The sequence below is a fragment of the Limibacillus sp. genome (assembly GCA_037379885.1).
Taxonomy (GTDB): domain Bacteria; phylum Pseudomonadota; class Alphaproteobacteria; order Kiloniellales; family CECT-8803; genus JARRJC01.
Genome location: JARRJC010000018.1, coordinates 1 through 17,487, shown reverse-complemented (window position 1 = coordinate 17,487; position 17,487 = coordinate 1). Strand labels below are relative to the sequence as shown.

Sequence of the window (17,487 nt, the reverse complement as noted above, 5' to 3'; positions counted from 1 at the left end):
TTCGCGGCTGCTCAAGCGAGCGCCACGGCCTCGGCCCAGGGGTGGTAGGGACAGGCCGCGCCCAGCTTGTCCCCGCTCTCGGCCAGGACGGCGCCCAGGATCGCGAAGTTGTTGGGGTAGGGGCCCCAGCGTTGCAGCGTGACCGGCACACCCGCGTCGGACAGCGCCTGAAGCGTCTCTCCGCCGATGCGCGGATCCGCGCCCACGGCGTTGGGCGCGCTCGCGTCCAGGCGCGGCTGCGCCATGGCGTCTTCCAGGTCGAGACCGTGCGCCAGCAGGAAGCAGGCGAGCTGCGCCACCGCCGGTATGATCTTGCGCCCGCCCGAGCCGCCGATGGCAAAGCGCCTCTGGCCGCGCCCTTCGACCTCGCCCTCGCCGATCAGCGGGACGTAGTTGCAGAGCGGACGCTTGCCGGGCGCGATGCTGTTGGCCTTGCCGGGCCGCGGGTCGAACCAGTTGACGGCGTTGTTCATCAGGAGACCGCTTTCGGGCAGCAGCACCTTCGAGCCAAAGACGGACAGCAGGGTCTGCGTCAGCGCGACAAGGTTGCCCTGGCCGTCGATCACCGAGATGTGGGTGGTGCAGCTTTCCAGCCCGCGCCGCCCCTCCTGATCGCCAAGCCTCTCCAGCCGGTCGGAGAAGGCCGCCATCATGGAGGTCGCGAAGCTGGAGAAGAATGCCGGGGAGGGAGCGCCGTCCAGCGCTTCGCCCAGGTCTTCACGCAGGGCGGTGAGGGCATGGATGATCGTGGGGCCGCCGTTCAACTCCGGCAGCAGCCACACGCGGCCCTTCCCCAGCGGCGCCGCCACGGGGTCATAGGTCAGGGGCTTGCAGGCCGAAAGATCTTCCTGGGAGAGGCTGCCGCCCAGCGCCTGCAGATCACGGATGATGCCCTCGGCCAGCGGTCCTTCGTAGAAGGCCGCCATGCCCTTCTCCGACAGGGTCTTCAAAGTGCGGACCAGGGCGGGGTTGCGGCAGACAGGCTTCAGGGGGACCGGGTTCGGGGCACGGCCCTTGGCATCCAGGAAGACGGCGGCGCAGCCCGGATCCTCCGCCATGCCCTCGATGGCGTTGGCGATCTGAAGCAGCGTGAACCAGTCGACGGGAAGCCCGTCCTCGGCCAGGGCGATGGCCGGCTCGAAGAGTTTCGACCAGGGCAGCGAGCCATGACGTTCATGGAGCAGGGCGAGACCGGCTGGCAGGCCCGGCACGCCCACGGCCTTGGCCCCGGTAAGGTTGGCGTCGCCCACGACCTTCGGCCAGCCGAAGAGGTCGCCTGCTATGCCGCCCCCGGGTTCCAGGGGATAGTCCGCCGGGTCGAGCGCGCGGGGCGAGGGCATGCCGAAGTCATAGCCTTCGGGCGGCCCGCCGTCCGCCTTCTGCAGGAGACAGAGCGCGCCGCCGCCCAGGCCGCTCATCCAAGGCTCGGCGACCCCGACGGCCAGCGATGTGGCGATTGCCGCATCCACGGCGTTGCCGCCCGCCGCCAGCATGGCCGCCCCGGCTTCCGCTGCGACGCGGCTTTGCGAGACCACCACGCCGCCGCCGCCGAAGGCCGGTGGCTTGGCGATGATCTGCCCCGCGGAAAAGCGGTCGGGAAAGGCCGGATCAGTCACTGGCGCCTGGGCCCTGTCTGGGAATGCGGATGTCGCGGTGGACATAGACGCTGAGAAGGAGCCCGATGCTGCCCATGACCGCGACCATGGCGGTGCCGCCGTAGGAGATCATCGGCAGCGGCACGCCGACCACCGGGATCAGGCCCATGACCATGGCCGTGTTGATGAAGACGTAGAAGAAGAGGTTGGCCGAGACGCCCATGGCCAGCACCCGCCCGAAGTGGTTGCGCGAGCGCAGCGCGATGGCGAAGCCGTAGACGATGATCCCGGCGTAGATCAGCAGCAGGAAGAGACCGCCCACCATGCCGAACTCCTCGGCCAGCATGGTGAAGATGAAGTCCGTCTGCTTCTCGGGCAGGAAGTTCAAGTGGCTCTGACTGCCCTGCATGAAGCCCTTGCCGAAGACGCCGCCGGAGCCGAGCGCGATCTTCGACTGGGTGATGTGATACCCGGCGCCGAGGGGATCGTTCTCAGGATTCAGGAAGGTCAGCACGCGTTTTTGCTGGTAGTCGTGCAGGAACTGCCAGCCGATGGGTATGGCGGCCAAGCCGCCGGCGATCACCAGCGCGAACTTCCAGAGCCTGACGCCGACCACGAAGAACATGACGCCGCCGATCGCCAACAGCGTCAGGGCGGTGCCGAGGTCGGGCTGCTTCAGGACCAGTCCCACCGGGAGCAGGATCAGGGCCAGCGGGGGCAGCAGCCGGGTAAAGCCGCGCACCTCTTCCAGGCTGCGGCCGTGGAAGTAGCGGGCCAGCGCCATCACCAGAGCCACCTTCATGAGTTCAGAGGGCTGGAGCTGGATCACCTTCAGGTCGATCCAGCGCTGCGCGCCCATGCCGACCTGGCCGAAGAACTCCACCCCCACCAGCATCGCGAGCACCGCGAAATAGGCGAGATAGCAGAGCGAATACCAGCGGCGGATATCGATCAGCGCGACGGCCAGCATGATCGCAAAGGCGATGCCAAAGCGCATGACATGGCGGGTGGCCCAGGGCTCGAAGGAGCCGTTGGCCGCCGAATAGAGCATGGCCGCCCCGATGCCCACCAGACAGAGCAGCAGGAAGATGAGACCCCAATTGATCTGCCAGAGCTTCTGGCCGAGCGAGAGGCGCGGGTTCGGTCTGAGGGCGTCGAAGTTGAGTGACATCAGCTTTCCCTCAGGAATTCGGCGAGCTGGCCCCCGTCGCGGTCCTTGAGAGGATCGCGGCGCTGGGTTTCCATCAGGATGTCGCGCGCAATGGGTGCTGCGGCCTTGGAGCCGCCGCCGCCGTGCTCCACCACCACGGCGCAGGCGTAGCGCGGCTTGTCCACCGGGGCGAAGGCGACGAAGAGCGCATGGTCGCGGCGGCGCCAGGGCAGGTCCTCGTTCTTGACCACGCCGGCGGCGCGCTCTGCCATGGTGATGCGGCGCACCTGGGACGTGCCGGTCTTGCCGGCCATCTCCATGCCCTCGATGTCGATCCGCGCGCGGTAGGCGGTGCCCCGGCGGTCGTTGGTCACCGCGTCCATGCCGCCGCGGACAAGTTGCAGGTGAGCCTCAGGAATGCCGAGCGGCTCGGGCTCCTGCCGCGCGAAGGCGGGGTCGAGCACTTCCGGGTTGCGGACGATCGTCGGCTTCACCGCCTTGCCGCTCGCCAGGCGCGCGGTCATCACAGCGAGCTGCAGGGGGGAGGTCAGCATGAAGCCCTGGCCGATGGAGGCGACGAGCGTCTCGCCGCCCTGCCAGCTCTCACCGAGGTAGGCGAGCTTCCAGCCCTTGGTCGGCACCAGTCCGTCGCGTTCGCCGGGCAGCTCGATGCCGGTCTGGTGGCCCAGGCCCAGGCGGTTGGCCATGGCGGCGATGGCGTCGATCCCGACGCGCTTGGCCAGGTCGTAGAAGTAGACGTCGCAGGACTGCTGGATCGCCTGGGTCATGGTCAGCTTGCCGTGACCCCAGCGTTTCCAGCAGTGAAAGCGCCCGTTGCCCAGCTCCATGAAACCGGGGCAATAAACCTCGTGCCCGCCGCCGAGTCCGGCCTCCTGAGCGGCCAAGGCCACGACCATCTTGAAGGTGGAGCCGGGCGCGTAGGTGCCGCGGATCGTCTTGTTGGTGAGCGGGTGCTGCGGATCGTTCGACAGGCTGCGCCACTGTTCGGTGCTGAGGCCCAGGGTGAAGGCTGTGGGGTCGAAGGCCGGATAGCTGCCGAGCGCCAGAACCTCACCCTGCTCGACGTCCATCACCACCGCCGTCGCGGAGCGCTCCGCGCTCAGGCGTCCGTAGACATAGTGCTGTAGGCCGGCGTCGATGGTGAGTTGCAGGTCCTGGCCCGGGGTTCCTTCCTGCCGCGAAATCTCCCGGATCACCCGGCCGACGGCGTTCACCTCCACCTGGCTGTTGCCCGGGCTGCCGCGCAGGGCCAGATCGAACTGCCGCTCCACGCCGCTCTTGCCGATGCGGAAGGAGGGCAGCTCTAGAAGCGGGTCGCCGGTCAGTTCGTCCTCGGACACGGCCGCCACGTAGCCGACGATGTGGGCCATGGGCTTGCCGAGCGGGTAGCTGCGGATCAAACCGGTTTCGATGGAGACGCCGGGCAGCGAGGGGGCGTTCACCTCCAGGCGGCTGACCTGCTCCCAGGTGAGGTTCTCCTTCACCGTGACCGGGACGAAGTCGCGCTTGCGCGCCGCGTCGATCAGGATGCGTTTGCGCTCCTCTTCCGACAGCGGGATGATCTCGCCGATGGCCTCCAGGATCGCCACCATGTCGCGGGCCTGTTCCGGCACCACCACGGCGCGGTAGGTCGGCTCGTTGCTGGCCAGTTCGAGGCCCGTGCGGTCGTAGATCGGACCGCGCGGCGGGGCCAGCAGGCGCGGGGAGATGCGGTTGTCTTCCGCCAGCATGGCGTACTTGTCCGATTCCACGACCTGGAGGTAGTAGAGGCGCCCGGCCAGGGCCGAGAAAGCCGCGGCCTGCACGCCGCCCAGCAGGATCGCCCGGCGGGTGAAGGACTTGTAGCGGTCGTTCTCCTGATTCTTCCTGGCCATCTCGCTTTCCAGTCTAACGCAGAACGCTTTTTTGTGTACGGGCGAAGAACCAGGCCAGCAAGGGGTAGACCGCGACCGTCAGGACATATTGATACGCGAGCGGGGCCGGATTCAGGAAAACCCCCATGATCATCATGCTGAGAAGCCAGACAAGCAGCGCGGCCAGCAGGGCGAGGACGGCGAAAGCCAGCCACAGCAACCCGACGCCGAAGCTCACCAAGAAGCGCCTTTGGGAAGCGACCAGGCCATAGGCCGCAAGCAGCGTGAAGGCGCCGACTCCGAAGGGGCCGCCGCTCAAAAGGTCATGCAGAACGCCCAGCACGAAGACCGCCCAGCCGGGCATGAGATCCGGACGGTGCACCGTCCAATAGAAGACGCAGATCAGCGGCAGGAACGGTGTGAAGGCGAGGCCGCCGGGCAGGCCGACCGGGACCTGACTCAACAGCAGGATGAGCAGGCTGAGGGTAATGGGCGCCGCAGCGCGCAGCGCCAGGTCGAACCGCTGCAGGAAGGGGGCCTTCACCTCGGCGCTCCATGACATGACGGTCTTATTGGCGGATCGCGCCGTTCTCCCGCGATCCCGTTTCCTCTGCCTCAACCCCTTCGGCCGCCGTCTCCTGACCGGTGGAAAGGGTGACGGTCTCCAGGCTCTCCTCGAAACCCTTGGGGACGAGGCTCGCATCGACCCGGTAGTCGAGCAGGCGCAGGTATTCCAGCCGTCGGCTCTTGAGCTCGGGCTCGACCCAAACGGCGTCCGGCGTGACCTCGACGATCCGGCCGATCGGCAAGCCAGGCGGGAAGACCCCGCCCAGGCCCGAGGTCACGATGCGCTCCCCGATCTTGCGGGGGCTGTCGGCTTCCAGATAGAGCAGCTTCAGCCGCTGACCGTTGGTTCCGGCCAGCACCGCGCGCTGGCGGCTCGACTGAAGCACCACGGGAATGCGGCTGTTGATGTCGGTGACCAGGAGGACACGCGCGGAGCGGTCACCCACTTCGATGACCCGGCCCGCGAGTCCTTCCGGCGCCATCGCCGCCTGATTGCGGGTCACGCCATCGCGCAGGCCGGCGGCCACCAGCAGGGTGTGGGCGAAGGCGCCGCGGTTGTCGGCGATCACCCGCCCGACGGCGCTGTTGATGTAGGGATCGTTGGCGGCGTCCAGGAAGGCGCGGAGCTGCGTGTTCTCCGACTTCAGCGCACGGGCCGCCGCCTGCCAGCGCAGCAACTCCTCGTTCTGAGCGCGGAGCTGAGCGATCTCGCCCTGCAGCGCCTTGTAGGAATCGAACTGGGACAGCGTGTTGCGCAGCGTTGCGACCGGTTCAGACACAAGCGAGAGCGCCGGGGCGACCATGTCGTTGACGTTGACGCGCAGCCGCTCGACCAGACGGCTGTCGGCCTTGCCGACCAGCATCAGTCCGACGGACGCGGCGATGAGCAGCCCGAACGCAAAGCGTTGGGTCCACCCTTTGAATGGATTGGCGACTTTTACAAGTGCCCCTTCGCGCCTTTTCACGAGGCCCCCTCCGAAAGGCAACTCAAAACCCCAAAGTCTCCCCGTCGTCCCTACAGGTCGTCTCAACAGGATATGGGGTTTTACGTGGTCACATGACCACGATGTTGTAATCTATAATAACAAACCTTAATCAAAGGCAAAGGCTAAAAATAGCGCTCTAATACATTTGAATCAGAACGTTCTTTAGCGTCTTCATCTCTTCCAGGCAGCGGCCCGTTCCCAGGGCCACGCAGGACAGCGGATCGTCCGCCAGAGAAACCGGAAGCCCGGTCGAGGCGCGCAGCACGAAATCCAGATTGTGCAGCATGGCGCCGCCGCCGGTCAGGATGATGCCCTTGTCGACGATGTCGGCGGCCAGTTCCGGCGCCGTGTGCTCCAGAGCCACCTTCACCGCTTCGATGATCGCGCTGATCGGCTCGGCGAGGCTCTCGGCGATCTGCCGCTCTGAGATGACCAGTTCCTTGGGCACGCCGTTCATCAGGTCGCGGCCCTTGATCTCCAGCGTCTGTCCGTCGCCGTCCTCGGGCGGGCAGGCGGACCCGATTTCCTTCTTGATCCGCTCGGCGGAGCTTTCGCCGACCAGAAGGTTATGGTTGCGGCGGATGTAGGCGATGATCGCCTCGTCCATCTTGTCGCCGCCGACGCGCACGGAGCGGGCGTAGACGATGCCGCCCAGCGACAGCACGGCGACCTCGGTCGTGCCGCCGCCGATGTCCACGACCATGGATCCGGTCGGCTCGGTCACCGGCAGGCCGGCGCCGATGGCCGCCGCCATGGGCTCTTCGATCAGGAACACGCGGCGCGCGCCCGCGGCCTCGGCCGACTCCTGAATCGCGCGGCGCTCGACGGCGGTCGAGCCGGAGGGCACGCAGACGATGATCTGGGGCGAGGCGAAGGAACGCCGGTTGTGGACCTTGCGGATGAAGTGCTTGATCATTTCCTCGGCGACTTCGAAGTCGGCGATCACGCCGTCGCGCAGAGGCCGGATGGCCTGGATGTTTCCGGGCGTGCGTCCCAGCATCATCTTGGCTTCGTCACCGACCGCCAGAACCTGCTTCTTGCCCTTCACCTCGGCGATGGCGACCACGGAAGGCTCGTTCAGCACGATCCCCCGGCCCTTGACGTAGACCAGGGTGTTGGCCGTCCCCAGATCGATGGCCATGTCGGCCGATAGCATGCCAAGGAGACGTGAGAGCATCTGCTTACAATACCTTTTAAATTAAACGGTGACCCCATCGCGGAAAGTGACGCATACCGCCGTGGCGTGACGATTTCAAGGCAAGTCTTCCGCCGCCGCCGCCCGCTGGAGTCCGCAAAGAAAAAGGGCGGCGACCGCTTTTTGCGGCCACCGCCCCTCGATCTTCGCGTCAGCCTTGCCCTCAGGCGGTCATGGCCGCCGGTTCGCCGCGCTCGCGCTTGACCAGCAACTTATTGAGCGCGTTGACATAAGCGCGGGCCGAGGCGACCAGCGTGTCGTGATCGGCTCCCTGGCCGTTGACGGTCTTGCCGTCTTCTTCCAGACGGACGGTGACTTGCGCCTGGGCGTCGGTGCCGCCGGTGACGGCGTGCACCTGATAGAGCTGCAGGACGGCCTCATGCGGCATGATCTTGCGAATCGCCTCGAAGGTCGCATCGACCGGCCCGTTGCCTTCGGCCTTGGCGCGCTGCTCCTCGCCCTGGACGTTCAGGACCAGTTCCGCGGTCTGCGGGCCCGTGGAGCCGCAGACCACCTGCAGCGAGACGAAGCGGACCACGTCGTTGTGACGGACCACCGCGTCGTCGACCAGGGCGATGATGTCCTCGTCGTAGACGTCCTTCTTGTGGTCGGCCAGCTCCTTGAAGCGCTGGAAGGCGTCCTGGAACTCGTTGTCGCCCAACTCGAAGCCCAGCTCCTTCAGCTTGGCCTTGAAGGCGTGGCGGCCCGAATGCTTGCCCATGACCAGGTTGGAGCGGGTCAGGCCGACGGACTCCGGCGTCATGATCTCGTAGGTCTGGGCGTTCTTCAGGACGCCGTCCTGATGGATGCCGCTTTCATGCGCGAAGGCGTTGGCGCCGACGATGGCCTTGTTGGGCTGCACCGAGAAACCGGTGATCGCGGAGACCAGCCGGGAGGTGCGCATGATGTGGGTGGAGTCCACGCCCGTCTCGTAGGGCATGAAGTCGTTGCGCGTGCGCAGGGCCATCACGACCTCTTCCAAGGCGCAGTTGCCCGCGCGCTCGCCGATGCCGTTGATGGTGCACTCGATCTGACGCGCGCCTGCCTTGACCGCGGCCAGGGAGTTGGCGACCGCCAGGCCCAGGTCGTTATGGCAGTGGACCGAAATCACCGCCTTGTCGATGTTGGGCACGCGGTTCATCAGCTTGCCGATCATCTCCGCGAACTCCTCGGGCACGGTGTAGCCCACGGTGTCGGGGATGTTGATCGTGCCGGCGCCCGCCTTGATCGCCGACTCCACGCAGCGCGCCAGGAAGTCCGGGTCGGTGCGGGTGCCGTCCTCGGGCGACCACTCGACGTTGTCGCAGAGGTTGCGCGCGTAGGAAACGCTGTCGATCACCGCCTGATGCACGGCCTCCGGCTCCATCTGCAACTTGAACTTCATGTGCAGCGGCGAGGTGGAGATGAAGGTGTGGATGCGCGGATGGGCGGCGTTCTGCAAGGCCTCCCAGGCGCGGTCGATGTCCTTGTTGGTGGCGCGGGCCAGACCGGCAACCTGGCTGTTCTTGACCGTCCTGGCGACCTCACGGACCGCCTCGAAATCGCCGCGCGAGGCGATCGGGAAGCCCGCTTCGATGACATCGACGCCCATTTCCTCGAGCGCGCGGGCGACCTGGATCTTCTCCTGCAGGTTCATCGAACAGCCCGGAGACTGCTCGCCGTCGCGCAAGGTGGTGTCGAAGATGATGACGCGGTTGGCGTCGCTGGGTTTGACTTGGGTGCTCATAGCTCTGATTCCTCGGAAAATCCGGTTTAAAGGGTCTGCTCAATTTTGTGAGGGGCCCCCTGACCGCCCGCCCTTATCGAAAAGGGCGCGCCCGTGCGATCAGGGGCAAATAAGGAGCAGCTCCCGGCCGAGGCCGAGCTCCGGATCAGCGGCTAGCAGCGCGCATGCGAAAACGCCGGCCGGGGCCGTCGTCGTTTCCATGGCGAACTGCTCACGCTCGATCATGTCTTCATCCGTGTCTTCTAGGGCGTTGTTCTTGGTGACAGTATTTACGCTTAGCCGCCGCTTTAGACAAGTTTTAAATCATCTTATTCGCCGCTGCTCGCCTGGGCTTGCCAAACGCGCGCGCTGCTGTAGCGTCCTTGTCCATGAGCAGCGACGGCCTCGTCCCAAGCCTCCATCACAGCCTGGGCTACAACATCAGACGGACCTTGGAACTGGCGGCGCCGGTGACGCTGTCGCGCGCGCTCACCATGACCATGATCGCAGCGGACACGGTGATGTCCGGCTGGGCCGGGCCCGTCCCACTGGCCAACTACGGCCTCGCCTTTGCGATCCACATGCCGATCTTCGTGATCGGCCTCGGCATCATGGTCGGCGTCCCGATCCTGGTGTCCCAGGCCGACGGCGCGATGGCGCCGGAGCGCTGCGGCCCGGTCTGGCGCAAGGGGCTTCAGATCGCCCTGCTGCTTGGCGCGGTCTCGCTCGCGATCTCAATGCTGGGAGAACGCTTCTTCCTGCTGATCGGTCACGATCCGGCGCTGGCCAAGGGGGCGGGCGACACCTTCTTCTGGTTCGCCGTCGGTCTGCCGGGGCTCTTCCTCTACATCGTCTCGGCCTTCTTCGTGGAGGGACTGAGCAAACCGCGCGTGGCCATGACGGTCGTACTGTTCGCCAACTTCCTGAACATCGCGGGCAACTGGCTGTTGATCGAGGGCAACCTCGGCTTCCCGGCCATGGGCGCGGAAGGGGCCGCGCTGTCGCTGTCCTTGACCCGCTGGTGCATGGCGGCGGCTTTGATCGGCTACATCCTTTTCCTCCTGCCGGACCGGGAGCGCTATGCGCTGAAGCCGGGCCGGGGCGATCCCCGGAACGCCAGCTTATCCAAGCTGCTTCGCCTGGGCATTCCCTTCGGCACGGCGATCGGGCTTGAGTCCCTGGCCTTCGCCACACTCGCGAACTTCGCCGGGCGCCTTGGCACGGAACCCTTGGCCGGGTATCAGGCCGCCATGAACATGACCGCCTTCATCTTCATGATCGCACTGGGCTTCAGCGCCGCCAGCACCGTCCGGGTCGGCAACGCCGTGGGGCGCGAAGACGCCAAGGGCGTGCGGCTGGCGGGCTGGACGGGGCTCGGTCTGGTGCTGACCGCCATGACGCTGATCGGCTTTCTGGTCTGGCGCTTCGACGGACAGCTCGCGCGCTTCTACAACGCGGACCCGGCGGTGATCTCGATCATCGTCGCCAGTCTCTCCATCGTCGCGGTCTCGGTGCTGTTCGACGGGGCGCAGGCGGCCATGATGGGCGCGCTGCGCGGCGCGGGCGACGTTCTGATCCCCAGTATCAGCCACCTCTTCTCCTTCTGGGTCGTGGGCGTGCCGCTCTGCTGGTATCTTGGACTGCATCTGGGGCAGGGGGTGCCGGGGCTTTTCCTCGGCATGGTGGCCGCGCTGCTTTCGGCGAGCCTGTTGCTGGCTCTCCGCTTCGCCGTGATTTCCCGGCGGGCCGTCCGGCCTATCGGTACATGAGAGTAAGCAGATGACAGGACGAAAACGCGCACGCGATTGGGGCTTTCCGCTGCCCGGAACGACAGGCCCCCTGAACGCCATCACCGACGTGGCCGGGGTCGAGGTCGGCATGGTCACGCTGATCGAAGGCGAGGGTCCTTTGCGGCGCGGCGCCGGACCGGTGCGCACAGGCGTCACGGCGATCCTGCCGCGCGGGCGCGCGAAGGGCGGCCTGCCGGTCTTCGCCGGGCTCTTTAGCCTCAACGGCGCGGGCGAGATGACCGGGGCGCATTGGATCGAGGAAAGCGGGCTTCTCGAAGGGCCGCTCGCGATCACCAACACGCATTCGGTGGGGGCGGTGCACGAAGGCATCCTGCGCTGGGGCCTGGAGAGCGGGCAGGCGCGGGTCATGGAGTGGGGCCTGCCTCTGGTGGCTGAGACCTTCGACGGCGAACTGAACGACATCGACGGCTTCCATGTCCGCCCCGGCCATGCCGTCGAGGCCCTGGAGGCCGCCTCCGGCGGGCCGGTGCCGCTAGGCAGCGTCGGCGGCGGGACCGGCATGATCTGCTATGGCTACAAGGGCGGCTCGGGCAGCGCTTCGCGCCGGGTCCGGGTGGCCGGGACGGACTACACACTCGGAGTCTTCGTCCAGGCGAACTTCGGCATGCGCGAGGAACTCACGCTCTGCGGTCTGCCGGTGGGCCGCGAGTTGGACAACGCGGACGAGCTGCGCGCGCAGCCGGCGGGCTCCATCATCGCCGTGGTCGCGACCGATGCGCCGCTGCTGCCCCAACAGCTAAAGCGCCTCGCGCGGCGCGTGCCGCTCGGCATGGCGCGCAGCGGCGCGGTTGGCCACAACGGCTCGGGCGATATCTTCCTCGCCTTTTCCACGGCCAACGAAGCGGCGGCGAAATCCAGGAGCGGCGCGGCGGCCTTGGAGGCGCTGGCGAACGCGGAGATGGATCTGCTGTTCGAGGCGACGGTGGAGGCGACCGACGAGGCCATTCTCGACTGCCTCTTCTGCAACCGGGACATGAAGGGCCGGGACGGGAACTTCGTCCCCGCGCTGCCGGACGCGGTCATCGAGGATGTGCTGCGGCGGCTGGCCGCGCGCGACGGAAAGTAGGGAGAACCGGAAAAGGCCATGCAGGACAGTTTCTTCCAGAATTCGTTGGGCGCGTTCGTTCCGGGCGGCGTCTTCTCGCTGAAAGAGAGCGACACTGGACCGCTCGCAGGGCTGACCTTCGCGGCCAAGGACCTCTACGACGTGGAAGGCCATGTCACCACCGCCGGGAATCCCTACTTCGGAAAGGCGCGGGGCCCGGCCAAGGCGCACGCCAAGACCGTGGCGCAGCTTCTGGCGGCCGGAGCCGAGCTGATCGGCAAGACCACGACCGATGAGTTCGCCTTCGGCATAAACGGCATGAACCACCACTTCGGCGTGCCCACCAATCCGGAAGCGCCGGGTCGGGTGACCGGCGGCTCCTCGGGCGGTTCGGCGGCGGCGGTCGCGGGCGGCCTCGCGGATTTTGCGCTGGGCACCGACACCGGCGGGTCGGTTCGCATCCCGGCCAGCTATTGCGGGCTCTTCGGCATCCGTCCCAGCCACGGACGCGTGGCCGCCGAGGGGATCTGGCCGCTGGCCCCCTCGCTCGACACCTGCGGCTGGTTCGCCCGCGATGCGGGGCTCATGGCCCGGGTGGGCGCTGTCCTGCTGGACCGGGAGGCCGGCGCCTCCGGACAGGTCTCGCGCCTTCTCATCGCCGAGGACGCCTTCGATCTCCTGGAAGTGGAAACGCAAAAGACTCTCGAACCCTGGGTCAAGCGTCTGGCCGATTGGATCGGCAAGGCGGACCGCTTCAAGCTGGCAGGCCCCGCGGGCGACCTGGAGGTCATGCGGGACGTCTACCGCCGCGTGCAGGGCTATGAAGCCTGGATCGCCAACGGCCCCTGGGTCGGGGAGAACTTCGACAAGATCGGCCCCGACGTCGCCGAGCGCTTCCGGCTCGCCAGCAAGGTCACTGAAGCCGAGTACGCCGAGGCAACGGCGCTGCGCCGAACCCATGCGGAATGGCTGGAGAAGGAACTGGCGGGGGAGGCCTTCGTCTGTCTGCCGCCGGCCTTGGGCCCCGCCCCGCTGGTCAGTCAGCCGCTCGACAGCCTGGACGACTGGCGCTTGAAGACCCTGCGCCTCAGCGCCGTCTCCCCCCTTGCCCGCACGCCGCAAATCAGCCTGCCGCTCGCCAGTCAGGAGGGCGCGCCGGTCGGCCTCGGCCTGATGGGCGCCTACGGCACGGATGAATCGCTGCTGGCCTTCACCGGGCGCTTCACCAAGGAAGCCGAACCGGGCGATCAGCTGGGCGCTTTCTAGTCCCTGAACTCCTCGCGGCGGTAGCCCTGGAAATAGAGCAGGCCGCGAAGGTCGAAGTGATCGAGGCAGGCGTCCGCCTCTTCGCGCAGGATCGGCTTGCCCCGGAAAGCGACACCGAGACCGGCGGCCTGGATCATGTCCAGATCGTTGGAGCCGTCGCCGACGGCGGCCGCCTCGCTCGCCTGGATGTGCAGCTCCTCGCAGGTCTCTCTCAGCGCCGTCAGCTTGCCCGCGCGGTCGAAGATCGGGCCCTTCAGGCCGCCGGTCACTCGCCCGTTGGCTATCTTCAGGTCGTTGCAGCGCAGGTCGTGGAAACCGACCGAGTCGCGCACCCGCTCGGCGAAGAGGCGGAAACCGCCGGTCGCCAGCAGCGTGAAGGCGCCGTTCTGGCGCATGGTCTGGACCAGAACGCGCGCGCCGGGGCTGAGCGTCATGACCTCGGCCAGGTCCTCCAGCAGGTCGGCGGGGACGCCTTCCAGCAGCGCCATGCGCTGGCGCAGCGAAGCCTCGAAATCCAGCTCGCCGGCCATGCTGCGCGCCGTGATCTCGGCCACGGCCTCGCCAATGCCGATCTCCTCGGCCAGCAGATCGACCATCTCCTCTTCGATGATGGTGGACTCCATGTCGGCCAGCAGCAGGCGCTTGCGCCGGATGGCCGCTATCTGGGCCGCCATGTCGACCGGCTCCTCGCCCAGCAGATGCCGGGCGATCTCCAGCGCCTCGACCGGTTCCGCCTCCTCGAAATGGATATCGGCGGCCTCGCCTTCGCCGAGCCAGTCGGTCTCGTCCGGGTCGCGGTCCAGCGCCTCTGCGACGGCGGCGACTTGCCATTCGTCCAGCGGGGACCCTAGAAGAGTGAGTACGTTCGTCATGTGCATCTCTGTCATGGAGCGCGGTGATAGCCGCGCTGATCGAAAGGGGCAAGAGCGGGAATGGCCGAAGCGGCGGATAAACGCGGGCTTCCCCTGGTCGTCGTGGTGGCCGGGCCGACCGCGAGCGGCAAGTCCGCGCTGGCGCTCGACCTCGCGGAAGCCTTCGGCGGCACGGTGATCAACGCCGATGCGCAGCAGCTCTACCGCGACTTGCGGGTCTTGAGCGCGCGCCCCAGTCCGGAGGAGGAAGCACGCGCTCCGCACCGTCTCTATGGTCTCCTGCCCGGCGAAGAGGCGGCCTCCGCCGGGCGCTGGCGGGACTTGGCGTTGGCGGCCATCGAGGAGACTCTTGCGGAAGGACGCTTGCCGATCCTCTGCGGCGGCAGCGGTCTCTATATAAAGGCGTTGAAGGAAGGCTTGGCGCCGGTGCCGCAGGTGCCGAAGGAAACCCGCGACGCCGCCGAGGCGCTGTTCGCCATGATCGGCGGCCCGGCCATGAAGGAGCGTCTCGGCGAGCGCGACCCGGAAACGGCGGAGGGCGTCCGGTCCAGCGACCGCCAGCGGCTGGTGCGCGCCTGGTCGGTGCTGGAGGCCACGGGCCGGGGCCTTGCCGCCTGGCGGCGGGAGCCGGGGGACGGCGGCGCGCCCTACCGCTTTTTCGATATCCTCATCACGCCGCCGCGCGAGGAGGTCCGGGAAGCCTGCGGACGGCGCTTTGCCGCGATGCTGGAGGCGGGCGCCCTTGAAGAGGTGCGCGCTTTGCTGGATAAGGGCCTTCCGCCAGATGCGCCGGTCCTGAAAGCGATCGGCGTGCCGGAGCTGTCGGCTTATCTGAGGGGCGCCCTGACACTCGAAGAAGCCAAGGCGGAGGCCGAGGCGGCGACCCGGCGTTACGCCAAGCGGCAGATGACCTGGCTGCGGACCCAGGCAGGGTTGCCAGATTTGGGGTTGCAACAGGCCGTGTCGCAAGAAGCTGACTCGAAAGAAAATGAGGGCTGCGTCATAGAGACGCAATATTCAGAAAGCCACAGGCAAAAAATCTTTTCGAAAATTCGCGAATCCCTATTGACCCTCCTGAAACCCGCGGACTAGGTTAGCGCCCCTCAAGGCGGCCCCAGGAAAAGCCCCCAAGGCTTTGTGAAGGAAACAGCTTATGACGTGCCCGGCTGACCGCGGCCGGGCGTCACGGTTGCGGGTCTTGAACCGTGACGCGGCAAGGAACGAAGAAGGAATTGAAGGCGATGGCGCAAAAAGATATGGCGCAGAAGACAAGAGCAAAGAAGGGCGCAAGTCCTAAAAGCGCGGCCCCTAAGGACAACGGCGCGCGCATGACGGGCGCTGCCATGGTGCTGCGCGCCCTGGCCGATCAAGGCGTGAACCATGTCTTCGGGTATCCCGGCGGCGCGGTGCTGCCGATCTATGACGAGTTCTTCAAGCAGAACGCGGTGCGCCACATTCTCTGCCGTCATGAGCAGGGCTGCGTCCATGCAGCCGAGGGCTATGCGCGTTCGACCGGCGAGGTCGGCGTCGTGCTGGTGACCTCGGGACCGGGCGCCACCAACGCCGTTACCGGACTGACCGATGCGCTGATGGACTCCATTCCGCTGGTCTGCCTGACCGGTCAGGTGCCGACGCATCTGATCGGCAACGACGCCTTTCAGGAGGCCGACACCACCGGCATCACGCGTCCTTGCACCAAGCACAATTATCTGGTGAAGCGGATCGAGGACCTGCCGCGCGTGCTGCACGAGGCCTTCTACGTGGCCAAGAACGGCCGGCCCGGCCCGGTGGTGGTGGACCTGCCCAAGGACGTGGTCCAGACGCTGGGCGACTACCATGGGCCCGAGAAGGTGGAGCGCCGCAGCTACCGCCCGCGCACCGAGCCCGACGCGGCGGCGGTCGCCCAGGCCGTGGAGATGATCGCCAAGGCCAAGCGCCCGATCGTCTATGCTGGCGGCGGCGTGATCAACTCCGGGCAGGAGGCGACGGACCTGCTGACGCGCTTCGTGCGCACCACCGGCATGCCGATCACCAACACGCTGATGGGACTGGGCTGCTATCCGGGCAGCGACCCGCAGTTTCTTGGCATGCTGGGGATGCATGGCACCTACGAGGCCAATCTGGCCATGTATTCCTGCGATCTGATGATCAACGTGGGCGCGCGCTTCGACGACCGCGTGACCGGCCGTCTCGACGAGTTCTCGCCGAACTCCAAGAAGATCCACATCGACATCGACCCCAGCTCGATCAACAAGAACGTCATGGTCGATCTGCCGATCGTGGGCGACGTGGGCGCGACCTTGAAGGCCATCGTGGCAGGCTGGGAGAAGGCCGGGCACAAGGCCGACAAGAAAGCCAGCAAGGCCTGGTGGTCCCAGATCGAAGAGTGGCGCAAGCGCGACTGCCTCAAGTACGAGCAGAAGGGCAAGGTCATCAAGCCGCAGTACGCGATTCAGCGGCTCTACGAGCTGACCAAGGACCGCGACGTCTATATCACCACCGAAGTGGGTCAGCACCAGATGTGGGCCGCCCAGTTCTTCAAGTTCGAGTCGCCCAAGCGCTGGATGACCTCCGGCGGGCTCGGCACCATGGGATACGGGTTCCCGGCGGCCCTGGGCGTCCAGTGCGCGCATCCGGAGTCCCTGGTCATCGACGTGGCGGGCGAGGCCTCCTTCCTGATGAACATACAGGAGCTGTCCACCGTCATGCAGTACGGCCTGCCGGTGAAGGTCTTTGTGGTCAACAACCAGTGGATGGGCATGGTGCGCCAGTGGCAGGAACTGCTGCATGGGGAGCGCTATTCGGAAAGCTACATGGAGTCGCTTCCAGACTTCGTGAAGCTGGCCGAGGCCTTCGGCGCCCACGGCATCCGCTGCGAGGACCCCTCGGAGCTGGACGGCAAGATCATGGAGATGATCGACTGCGACAAGCCGGTGATCTTCGACTGCCTGGTGGCGCGAGAGGAGAACTGTTTCCCCATGATCCCCTCCGGCGCGGCGCACTACGAAATGCTGCTCGGTCCCGATGACCGCGCGGCCAAGCCGATCTCGGAGGAGGGGATGGTGCTGGTCTGATCCGGCCCCTCCAAGACAAGAAAACGTCCGACTTCTCGAAGGAACAACAAGAATGGCGCGCAAAGAGCAGCCGATCGAATTCCGCACCATGGCGGTTCTGGTGGACAACGAGCCCGGCGTGCTTGCGCGCGTCATCGGCCTTTTCTCCGGCCGTGGCTACAACATCGAAAGCCTGACCGTCACCGAGGTCGATAAGGAAAAGGCGCTGTCGCGCATCAACCTCATCACCTCGGGCACGCCGCAGGTCCTGGAGCAGATCAAGGCTCAGCTCGACCGGCTGGTCCCGGTCCACGAGGTGCGTGACCTGACCCACGCGGGTCCCTACGTCGAGCGAGAGTTGGCGCTGA

General features: G+C 66.6%; 14 protein-coding genes and 1 pseudogene. 6 read left to right on the top strand and 9 right to left on the bottom strand.

Annotation, left to right across the window (positions count from 1 at the left end):
- Window positions 1-11: 11 nt before the first annotated feature.
- The 8 genes from P8X75_07840 to P8X75_07805 all read right to left on the bottom strand — a co-directional run bounded on the left by P8X75_07840 (window position 12) and on the right by P8X75_07805 (window position 9,318).
- Window positions 12-1,616 (bottom strand): gamma-glutamyltransferase, encoded by a 1,605-nt coding sequence (locus tag P8X75_07840; protein MEJ1995114.1) that lies wholly within the window; start codon window positions 1,614-1,616, stop codon window positions 12-14.
- Window positions 1,609-2,766 (bottom strand): rod shape-determining protein RodA, encoded by a 1,158-nt coding sequence (rodA, locus tag P8X75_07835; GenBank protein MEJ1995113.1) that lies wholly within the window; start codon window positions 2,764-2,766, stop codon window positions 1,609-1,611. The genes P8X75_07840 and rodA overlap by 8 nt, the downstream gene beginning before the upstream one ends.
- Window positions 2,766-4,640 (bottom strand): penicillin-binding protein 2, encoded by a 1,875-nt coding sequence (gene mrdA, locus P8X75_07830; protein MEJ1995112.1) that lies wholly within the window; start codon window positions 4,638-4,640, stop codon window positions 2,766-2,768. Before mrdA ends, rodA begins: the two co-directional genes overlap by 1 nt.
- 13 nt (window positions 4,641-4,653) lie before the next feature.
- Window positions 4,654-5,181 carry a rod shape-determining protein MreD gene (mreD, locus tag P8X75_07825; GenBank protein MEJ1995111.1) on the bottom strand — a complete coding sequence of 176 codons (528 nt, stop codon included), beginning with the start codon at window positions 5,179-5,181 and terminating at the stop codon, window positions 4,654-4,656.
- Window positions 5,182-5,188: 7 nt separating this feature from the next.
- Window positions 5,189-6,151 (bottom strand): rod shape-determining protein MreC, encoded by a 963-nt coding sequence (gene mreC / locus P8X75_07820; protein ID MEJ1995110.1) that lies wholly within the window; start codon window positions 6,149-6,151, stop codon window positions 5,189-5,191.
- 157 nt (window positions 6,152-6,308) lie between these two features.
- Window positions 6,309-7,349, bottom strand: a complete 1,041-nt coding sequence (locus P8X75_07815; protein ID MEJ1995109.1) for a rod shape-determining protein — start codon at window positions 7,347-7,349, stop codon at window positions 6,309-6,311.
- A gap of 181 nt (window positions 7,350-7,530) precedes the next feature.
- Window positions 7,531-9,093, bottom strand: a complete 1,563-nt coding sequence (locus tag P8X75_07810; protein MEJ1995108.1) for a 2-isopropylmalate synthase — start codon at window positions 9,091-9,093, stop codon at window positions 7,531-7,533.
- 99 nt (window positions 9,094-9,192) lie between these two features.
- Window positions 9,193-9,318 (bottom strand): hypothetical protein, encoded by a 126-nt coding sequence (locus P8X75_07805; protein ID MEJ1995107.1) that lies wholly within the window; start codon window positions 9,316-9,318, stop codon window positions 9,193-9,195.
- Window positions 9,319-9,461: 143 nt separating this feature from the next.
- Between P8X75_07805 and P8X75_07800 the strand changes: the two genes are divergently transcribed.
- Genes P8X75_07800 through P8X75_07790 form a run of 3 tightly spaced genes read left to right on the top strand, consistent with a single transcriptional unit; the run spans window position 9,462 to window position 13,194 of the window.
- Window positions 9,462-10,841: an MATE family efflux transporter gene (locus P8X75_07800; GenBank protein ID MEJ1995106.1), complete on the top strand. Its 1,380-nt coding sequence runs from the start codon at window positions 9,462-9,464 to the stop codon at window positions 10,839-10,841.
- 10 nt (window positions 10,842-10,851) lie between these two features.
- Window positions 10,852-11,949, top strand: coding sequence for a P1 family peptidase (locus tag P8X75_07795; protein ID MEJ1995105.1), 1,098 nt, complete (start codon window positions 10,852-10,854; stop codon window positions 11,947-11,949).
- Window positions 11,950-11,967: 18 nt separating this feature from the next.
- The gene (locus P8X75_07790) at window positions 11,968-13,194 is read left to right on the top strand and encodes an amidase (GenBank protein MEJ1995104.1); all 1,227 of its coding nucleotides are present in this window, start codon (window positions 11,968-11,970) and stop codon (window positions 13,192-13,194) included.
- On the opposite strand, the gene serB is transcribed toward P8X75_07790, so the two are convergent.
- Window positions 13,191-14,066: a phosphoserine phosphatase SerB gene (serB, locus tag P8X75_07785; GenBank protein MEJ1995103.1), complete on the bottom strand. Its 876-nt coding sequence runs from the start codon at window positions 14,064-14,066 to the stop codon at window positions 13,191-13,193. The two genes, P8X75_07790 and serB, sit on opposite strands and share 4 nt — an antisense overlap.
- A 60-nt stretch (window positions 14,067-14,126) precedes the next feature.
- Between serB and miaA the strand changes: the two genes are divergently transcribed.
- The 3 genes and pseudogenes from miaA to ilvN form a co-directional block, all read left to right on the top strand.
- Window positions 14,127-15,158: a tRNA (adenosine(37)-N6)-dimethylallyltransferase MiaA gene (gene miaA, locus P8X75_07780; protein MEJ1995102.1), complete on the top strand. Its 1,032-nt coding sequence runs from the start codon at window positions 14,127-14,129 to the stop codon at window positions 15,156-15,158.
- 233 nt (window positions 15,159-15,391) lie between these two features.
- A pseudogene (locus P8X75_07775) lies at window positions 15,392-17,140 on the top strand (acetolactate synthase 3 large subunit).
- Between the two features lie 52 nt (window positions 17,141-17,192).
- Window positions 17,193-17,487, top strand: a 295-nt coding sequence (ilvN, locus tag P8X75_07770; protein ID MEJ1995101.1) for an acetolactate synthase small subunit, incomplete at its 3' end; no start/stop codon positions are given.